10 protein-coding genes and 1 tRNA gene are annotated in these 7,795 nt (G+C 59.9%); 3 read left to right on the top strand and 8 right to left on the bottom strand.

Translation table 11 applies throughout. The annotated features are described in order from the left end of the window. Both AAFM15_RS10985 and AAFM15_RS10980 read left to right on the top strand, forming a co-directional pair. The coding region (locus tag AAFM15_RS10985; protein WP_341686754.1) for a D-alanyl-D-alanine carboxypeptidase family protein at window positions 1–854 on the top strand (854 nt) is incomplete at its 5' end. Window positions 855–879: 25 nt separating this feature from the next. Continuing rightward, window positions 880–1,683, top strand: coding sequence for an SDR family oxidoreductase (locus AAFM15_RS10980; RefSeq protein WP_341686753.1), 804 nt, complete (start codon window positions 880–882; stop codon window positions 1,681–1,683). A gap of 624 nt (window positions 1,684–2,307) precedes the next feature. On the opposite strand, the gene AAFM15_RS10975 is transcribed toward AAFM15_RS10980, so the two are convergent. The 5 genes from AAFM15_RS10975 to AAFM15_RS10955 all read right to left on the bottom strand — a co-directional run bounded on the left by AAFM15_RS10975 (window position 2,308) and on the right by AAFM15_RS10955 (window position 5,651). Continuing rightward, window positions 2,308–2,399: transfer RNA gene (locus tag AAFM15_RS10975), tRNA-Ser, on the bottom strand. Between the two features lie 43 nt (window positions 2,400–2,442). Continuing rightward, window positions 2,443–2,901 (bottom strand): hypothetical protein, encoded by a 459-nt coding sequence (locus AAFM15_RS10970; RefSeq protein ID WP_341686752.1) that lies wholly within the window; start codon window positions 2,899–2,901, stop codon window positions 2,443–2,445. A gap of 29 nt (window positions 2,902–2,930) precedes the next feature. Next, the gene (gene serS / locus AAFM15_RS10965) at window positions 2,931–4,238 is read right to left on the bottom strand and encodes a serine--tRNA ligase (RefSeq protein ID WP_341686751.1); all 1,308 of its coding nucleotides are present in this window, start codon (window positions 4,236–4,238) and stop codon (window positions 2,931–2,933) included. A gap of 19 nt (window positions 4,239–4,257) precedes the next feature. Further along, window positions 4,258–5,208 carry a 4-hydroxy-3-methylbut-2-enyl diphosphate reductase gene (gene ispH / locus AAFM15_RS10960; protein ID WP_341686750.1) on the bottom strand — a complete coding sequence of 317 codons (951 nt, stop codon included), beginning with the start codon at window positions 5,206–5,208 and terminating at the stop codon, window positions 4,258–4,260. Beyond that, window positions 5,208–5,651 carry an FKBP-type peptidyl-prolyl cis-trans isomerase gene (locus AAFM15_RS10955; protein WP_341686749.1) on the bottom strand — a complete coding sequence of 148 codons (444 nt, stop codon included), beginning with the start codon at window positions 5,649–5,651 and terminating at the stop codon, window positions 5,208–5,210. The genes ispH and AAFM15_RS10955 overlap by 1 nt, the downstream gene beginning before the upstream one ends. 94 nt (window positions 5,652–5,745) lie before the next feature. On the opposite strand from AAFM15_RS10955, the gene radC reads away from it, so the two are divergent. Further along, window positions 5,746–6,420, top strand: coding sequence for a DNA repair protein RadC (gene radC, locus AAFM15_RS10950; protein WP_341686748.1), 675 nt, complete (start codon window positions 5,746–5,748; stop codon window positions 6,418–6,420). On the opposite strand, the gene AAFM15_RS10945 is transcribed toward radC, so the two are convergent. The 3 genes from AAFM15_RS10945 to AAFM15_RS10935 form a co-directional block, all read right to left on the bottom strand. Further along, window positions 6,395–7,045: a Smr/MutS family protein gene (locus AAFM15_RS10945; RefSeq protein WP_341686747.1), complete on the bottom strand. Its 651-nt coding sequence runs from the start codon at window positions 7,043–7,045 to the stop codon at window positions 6,395–6,397. The two genes, radC and AAFM15_RS10945, sit on opposite strands and share 26 nt — an antisense overlap. Further along, window positions 7,045–7,452 (bottom strand): group II truncated hemoglobin, encoded by a 408-nt coding sequence (locus AAFM15_RS10940; RefSeq protein ID WP_341686746.1) that lies wholly within the window; start codon window positions 7,450–7,452, stop codon window positions 7,045–7,047. Before AAFM15_RS10940 ends, AAFM15_RS10945 begins: the two co-directional genes overlap by 1 nt. Window positions 7,453–7,468: 16 nt before the next feature. Further along, window positions 7,469–7,795: FtsX-like permease family protein (locus tag AAFM15_RS10935; protein ID WP_341686745.1), on the bottom strand; the 327-nt coding region annotated here is incomplete at its 5' end.

Here is a 7,795-nt window from a genome sequence, read left to right as displayed (position 1 = left end):
GCGCAGAGTCATGCATGTACCTGCCGCTGGGCAGCCAGGCCAGCGTGATCGACATCCTGCGCGGCATCATCATCCAGTCCGGCAACGACGCCTCCAAAGCCATTGCCGAACACATGGCAGGCTCCGAGGCCGGTTTTGCCAAGCTGATGAACGAAGAAGCCAAGCGCCTGGGCATGACCCGCACCCAGTTTGCCAACCCCACAGGTCTGCCCGATCCGGTACATAAATCTTCGGCACGCGACCTGGCTATCCTGGCACGTGCCATCATTCACGACAGCTCCAAGTACTACCCCATTTACGCCGAGCGTGACTTCAAATTCAACGGCATCAAGCAAGGTAATCGCAACGCCCTGCTCTACACCGACCCCACGGTGGACGGCCTCAAAACAGGCCATACCGCGGAAGCTGGTTATTGCCTGGTGACATCTTCCAAGCGCAATGACATGCGCTTGATCACGGTCATCCTCAACACCAACAGCGCGCAAGCTCGCGCCGACCACAGCCGCACCCTGCTGGGCTGGGGTTTTGGCAGCTTCGAAAAAGTGACGCCAATTGCGGCCAACGCCGTGGTGGCCACACCCAAAGTCAGCTTTGGCAAGGCAGACACCGTCGCTGCCGGACTCGCGGCGCCATGGCTCTTGACCGTGCCACGCGGCCAGCAGGTGCAAACCACTGTTGAGATCAACCCCAATCTGGAAGCCCCCATCGCCAAAGGCGCGGTCATTGGCAAAGTGATTGCCTCCTCCAACGGCAAAACCGTTGGCGAGACCGCATTGGTGGCCCAGGCCGAAGTGGAACGCTCTGGCCTGCTGCTGCGCTTGTGGCAGCACATCGCCAAATTATTTGGCAAATAATCCAGACTCTGCGCTTGACTGACCCATGGACCTGCAGCTCACTGGCAAACGCGCACTGGTCACGGGTGGAAGCCGTGGCATTGGCAAAGCCGTAGCCAGGGCCTTGGCCATGGAAGGCGTTGACGTTGCCTTGCTGGCCAGAGACATGGAGGCTTTGTCTCAAACGGCAAAGGACATTGCCAACGAAACAGGACGTCACGTGGTTGGTGTAGCTGCCGACACGGCGGACAGTGTTGCTGTGCGCGAGGCCATGATTGCTGCGGAACAGGCACTTGGCGGCGGCATCGATATTTTGGTGAATGCAGCAGCCGAGCCTGCCGGACACCAAGCACCGCCAAAGTTAGCCGAGATCACCAGCGAGTACTTTCATCATCAGCTGGACATCAAAGTCATGGGCTATCTGCGCACTGCACAAGCTGTGGCTACAGGCATGAAAAGCCGAGGATGGGGACGCATCATCAACATCAGCGGTTTGGCTGCCCGAAACACTGGCAATGCCGTAGGCAGCATTCGAAACGTTGCCGTGGTGGCCATGACCAAAAACCTGGCTGACGAATTAGGCACACATGGCATCAACGTCACAGCAGTGCACCCAGGACTCACGCTGACTGAACGTACCGATGCATTGGTCAAGAACACCGCTCTCAAACGCGGTATCGATGCATCGCAAGTATGGGACGAATTGCACTCGGGAAACTCAACCGGTCGTATCGTGAGCGCCCATGAGGTGGCTGATGTGGTGGTGTTTTTGGCTTCCCCAAGGTCTCGTGCCATCAATGGGGATGTGATTGCGGTTGGCGGCGGCAGCCCGGGATCCATTCACTACTAGCCCAAGCAAAGGTCAGAGCTATCTACTGCAACGTGGGAAATCCACAGTTCAATTTCCTAATGATATTCATTTGACTAGTTCCAACGTCAATTTCGTAGTCTTGTCGCAGATTGCTTCGTTCCCATAGAAACTGAATTTGTGTTTGTCGCCACGTACTAAGTCCCTACTATCTGAGGTTAATTTTCCGGAGAGGATCTGATCGGTTGCACTGACTGTAAGCGTGGGAGTCAGCATCATCGCTTGGTCACTGCTGTTTTGCATCACAACTACCAGCACACGCGAAGTGGGGTAGCACAATGCCTCTAGAATTCTGATTTGTTTCGAGGTAACACTTACCTGAACCGTGTGGGGAGGAAGCAGAACTTGCGCATTCGCCAAGAACCCCGTCAGAATTATGGTCCAGGTGGTTAATTTAGTTAGACTGCGCATGATTTAATTTCAAATGATAGAAATTGTAATCTAATGGCAATTAAGTTATCGTGATCTACCAAGATCAAAGTACTAAAGTCGCGGGACATTTCGGGCAAAAAAAGCACCCTGCTTGGGGTGCTCTGACTACTAAACTTTTTTGTTTAGTAGTTTTCACTCAATAAGTTAGTAACCACCGTCGCTACAACCCTTGAATGGCGGAACAGGAGGGATTCGAACCCTCGGTACAGCAAAAACTGTACGCCGGATTTCGAATCCGGTGCATTCGACCACTCTGCCACCGTTCCGCAGGTATCGAAGCCGCAGATTCTAACAGAGCCAGACGCGACTTCAGGGCTTCTTGGTAGGAGCAAACACCGCCGCGTTGCGCGGAGCCATGGTCATGGTCACGGTACCCGGGGAACCCCAACCGCCTTCGGACATTTCAACCGTTGCGGTTCGTTCTTGTCGGGTCATGACGACCAGACTGGTTTTACCACGCACAGCGGAGACCACAGTCCATCCTTGCGCGGGATAGCTTTCCAGGAAGTAGCGGTAGGCGGCATCCATGTCCTTACCGACGTCCATGACCACACGCCCCACCCAGTTGTCACCCGCACCAATGATGAGGGACTGGTCGCCCCGAATGATCGCCCCCGGTGGCAGCGCCAGTTGGCCGAGCAGTTGCACCGGCTTTTGCGGTTGCACAGAATCCGGCCCAGCGTAGTTGGCCGAGCCCAGGCTGGTGGAGGTGCAACCTGCGCTGAGGCCGGCGATCAAGGCCAGACCTATCCAATGTGAATGACGCATGGTTGCTCCTTTCATGGTGAGCGAAGGGTTCAGCCCAGCTGCGCCACGCCACCCATGTAGGGGCGCAGCACTTCGGGCACGGTCACGGATCCGTCAGCGTTCTGGTAATTTTCCAGTACCGCCACTAACGCGCGGCCCACGGCCAGGCCAGAGCCGTTAAGCGTGTGCACCAGCTCGTTCTTGCCTTGGGCGTTTTTGAAGCGCGCCTGCAGGCGGCGCGCCTGGAAGGCTTCGCAGTTGGAGACCGAGCTGATTTCACGGTACACGCCTTGCGCAGGCACCCACACTTCCAGATCGTAGGTTTTGGTGGCGCCAAAGCCCATGTCGCCCGTGCACAGGCTCATCACGCGGTAGGGCAGGCCCAGCTTTTGCAGGATGGCTTCGGCGTGGCCGGTCATTTCTTCCAGCGCTTCGTAGCTCTTGTCGGGGTGCACGATCTGCACCATTTCAACCTTGTCGAACTGGTGTTGGCGGATCATGCCGCGGGTGTCGCGGCCCGCGCTACCTGCTTCGGAGCGGAAGCACGGTGTGTGCGCCGTCATCTTGATGGGCAAATCGGCCTCGGCCAGGATTTCACCGCGCACCACATTGGTCAAGGTGACCTCAGAGGTAGGGATCAAGTACAACTCTTGCTTGTCCTCGCCGCCGTCCTGGCCGCCCTTGTTGGCAGCAAACAGGTCTTCCTCGAACTTGGGCAGCTGACCGGTGCCGCGCAGGGTATCAGCGTTGACGATGTAGGGCGTGTAGCACTCGGTATAGCCGTGCTCGCGTGTTTGCGTGTCCAGCATGAACTGTGCCAAGGCCCGGTGCAGTTGCGCGATAGGGCCACGCATGAAAGTAAAGCGCGAGCCCGCCAGCTTGATGCCGGTGTCAAAGTCCAGGCCAAGCTTCTCGCCAACCGTCACGTGGTCCTTGACCTCAAAGTCGAACGTCTTGGGCGTACCCCAGCTGCGCACGACCACATTGCCCTCTTCGCCAGCACCCACGGGCACACTCTCATGCGGCAGGTTGGGCACGGCCAGCAGCAGGTCTTGCAGCTCGGCCTGAATCAGATCCAGGCGCGCAGCCGAAGCGTCCAGCTCGGTTTTGATGGATCCCACCTGCGCCATAACGGCGTCGGCCTCGGCATGCTGGCCTTTGCCCTTGAGCATGCCAATCTGTTTGGACAGGCTATTTCGCTGGGCTTGCAGCTCTTCGGTACGGGTCTGCAGGGTCTTGCGTTCGGATTCGAGGGCGCGGAAGGCGTCCACGTCCAGAAAGGCTTGCGGGTTCTTGCGGGTTTGCAGACGCGCGATCACGGCGTCCAGGTCTTTGCGAAGGAGAAGAATGTCTAGCATGGTGTAGGTATTGTAGGGATCAGTCTGCGGCGCCTTCGTGCTCGGCCTTGAGGCCTTTGGGCAGCGGGAACTTCATGGTCTCTTGCACGCCAGGCAAAGTACGCACCGCCACAGCACCGAGCTCGCGCAAACGCGCAATCACGGCTTGCACCAACACATCGGGCGCCGAGGCGCCGGCCGTCAGGCCCACATTGCCGACGCCTTGCAGCCACTGGGCCTGCAAGTCTGCAGCCGAGTCCACCATGTAGGCAGGTGTGCCCATGCGCTCGGCCAGCTCGCGCAAACGGTTGCTGTTGGAGCTGGTGGGGCTGCCCACCACGATCACCACGTCCACCTGTGGACTGAGCAGCTTGACAGCGTCTTGCCGGTTTTGGGTGGCGTAGCAAATGTCTTGTTGCTTGGGCTCGCGCACGCTCGGGAAACGCGCCTTGACGGCGGCCAGAATACCCGCCGCATCGTCCACGCTGAGGGTGGTTTGTGTGACCACGGCCAGCTTGGCTGTTTGCGCGGGCTGCACCTTGGCCACATCGGCCTCGTCTTCGACCAGATGGATACCGCTGTCGAGCTGGCCCATGGTGCCTTCCACCTCGGGGTGGCCTTTGTGGCCAATCATGATGAATTCGTAGCCCTCTTTGTGCAGCTTGGCCACTTCCACATGCACCTTGGTGACCAACGGGCAAGTGGCATCAAAAATGCGGAAACCACGCTGCTCGGCCTCTTGCTGCACCGCACGGCTGACACCGTGGGCGCTGAAGATCAGCGTCGCGCCTGGTGGCACTTCAGCCAGGTCTTCAATGAAGATGGCACCTTTTTCCTTGAGGTCGTTGACCACATAGGTGTTGTGCACGATTTCGTGGCGCACATAAATCGGCCGACCAAACTTGGCCAGCGCGTGCTCGACGATGTCGATGGCGCGGTCCACTCCGGCGCAAAAGCCCCGGGGTTCGGCCAGCACGATGTCGGCGGTCATCACAGCACCCCGATGATCTTGACTTCCAGCGTCACCGGCTGGCCCGCCAGCGGGTGGTTGAAGTCGAACTGCACCGCGCCGTCTTCAGATACCTGCAGCACCGTGCCAGCGTAGGCGCCCATGCCATCAGGCGTGGGGAACTGAACCACATCGCCCAGGGTGTACTTTTCCATCGGGTCGCCCAGCTCGTTCATCAGCTTGCGCGCCACCCACTGCACCATGTCCGGGTTGTGCTCGCCAAAGGCCTCACCAGCTGCAATCTGCAACGTGGTATGCACGCCCTCTTCCAGCCCCAGCAGGTGTTGCTCGACAGCGGGCGAGAGCTCGCCACTGCCCAGCGACAGGGTGGCGGGCTTGTCGGTAAAGGTGTTGATGACATCGCCGTGCGGACCGGCCAGGCGGTAATGCAGGGTCAAAAAAGAGCCAGGTTGAACGGTGGACATACGGGTTTGGACCAATGCCACGCAAGTGGCAAGACAGGCATAAAGAAGGCTCTATTTTAGAAGCTGGACAAACCAGCACAGGGAGGAGAGGCCTATGGGCATCAAGGACATGCCGGCGGACGTGCGTCCGCGGGAAAAACTGCTGGCCCGCGGCCCGCAGGCACTGAGCGATGTGGAGCTGCTGGCCCTGCTGCTGCGCACGGGCATGGCGGGTAAGGATGTGTTCGACCTGTCGGCCGAACTGCTGGAGCGACTCGGTGGTCTTGCGGGACTGCTGGCGGCGCAAGCAGACGACCTCAAGGTGATCAAGGGCCTGGGGGCAGCCAAACGCGCCGAGCTGGTGGCGGTCATGGAGCTGGCACGCCGCGCCATGACAGAGCGCCTGCGCGAACGCGAAGCCTTTGCCTCACCGCAGGCCGTCAAGCAGCACCTGCAACTGCACCTGTCGCATAAACCGCACGAGGTGTTTGCCGTCTTGTTTCTGGACAGCCAGAACCGCCTGCTGGCGATGGAGGAACTGTTTCGGGGTACCCTGTCGCAAACCAGCGTGTACCCGCGCGAGGTGGTCTTGCGCGCCCTGCACCACCACTGCGCTGCCGTGGTGCTGGCGCACAACCACCCCAGCGGTAGCGTGCAGCCCAGCCGCGCGGACGAGGCCTTGACACAAAACCTCAAGGCCAGCCTAGCCTTGGTGGATGTACGGGTGCTGGACCACATCATCGTGGGGCCCGGTCAGGCCTTGTCTATGGCCGAGCAAGGTTTGCTGTAGCCAACAGCACCACCAGGGCACCTGCACCGCCCTGCGGTGGTGTGGCCTGCACAAAGGCCAACACCTGGTTTTTCTGGACCAGCCAGCTGTGCACCCGGCTTTTGAGCACCGGCGTTTTGCCCGGCGAGCCCAGGCCCTTGCCATGCACCACCCGCACGCAGCGCACACCTTGGCGATGACACTCGCGAATGAACTCGGCCAGCGCCAGCCGCGCTTCGTCGGTGCGCAGGCCATGCAGATCGATTTCGCGTTGAATGGTCCAGTCGCCCTTGCGCAGCTTGCGCACCACATCGGGGCCGATGCCGGGGCGCTTGAAGCTCAAGGCCTCGTCGGTGTCGAGCAAAGTGCTGACATCAAACTCATCGCTCAGTGCGTCCTTGAGCACGGCCTGTTCGTCCTTTTGCCTTTGCACCGGCACCGGAGGCACTGCTTGTGGCTTGGGCGTATGTCGCTCGGATTGAGCCAGCGGCTTGACCGCGCCCACCGCACGCGCAAACAAGTCCCGCTCGCGGCGTTCGCGCTCTTGCGCCTCGGCAAGCTCACGTGCACGCTGCTCGGCCAGCTCGCGTTCGCTCTGGAGCTGCTTCTGGATTTTTTTGAGGTCTTGCAGGCTTTGAATTTTCATCAGGCGCCTGCGCGGTTGCGCATCCAGTCTGCCGTCTGGAAAAAGCTTTGGTTGAGTCTTTGGTGCAAGGCCGGGTCGACACCCACCTCGGTCATGGCCTGGTCCATGCAGGCCAGCCATTGGTCGCGCTCGGCAATGCCAATGGAAAAGGGCATGTGCCGCATGCGCAGGCGCGGGTGACCGAAACGCTCTTCAAAGTAGGACGGGCCACCCAACCAACCGCATAAGAACCAGAACAACTTGTCTCGTGCGTCGTCCAGCGTGCTGCCATGCGCCGCGCGCAACAGCTCGTACTGTGGCTCCAGGTCCATCAAGTCATAAAACCGGTCTACCAGCTGGCGGACTTTGGACTCTCCACCCATCCATTCAAAAGGAGTGTCAAACGGCGGTTTTTCTTCAATGTTCATGCGGGCATTATCCGGGTCAATCCTGGGCTACGCGCAGGGTCTGTACAACGCTTTGCCCCAACAGCCCGCGCAAAGCCCACTGACCCGTCAGCAATGCCAACAGTGCCCCCACAAGGGCGCCAACCGGCAGCATCCACCACGACACGGTCCAGGGCAGATCGAGCACCTGGCGCGCCAGCGTCCAGCCCAGCGCCAAGGCACTGCCTGTTGCGAGCAGCCCCGCCAGCAGGCCTTGCAGACCCAACTCCAGCGCTTGCATGGTGGTCAGGCGACGGTGGCTGGCACCCAAGGCCCGCCAGACGGCATATTCGTGCACCCGCTGTTTGCGCCCGGCGTCCAGCAC

This window comes from Limnohabitans sp. (assembly GCF_038134685.1).
Classification (GTDB): domain Bacteria; phylum Pseudomonadota; class Gammaproteobacteria; order Burkholderiales; family Burkholderiaceae_C; genus Limnohabitans_A.
The sequence above is the reverse complement of the archived record's forward strand: the minus strand, read 5'-3'. Positions and strand labels throughout refer to the sequence as shown.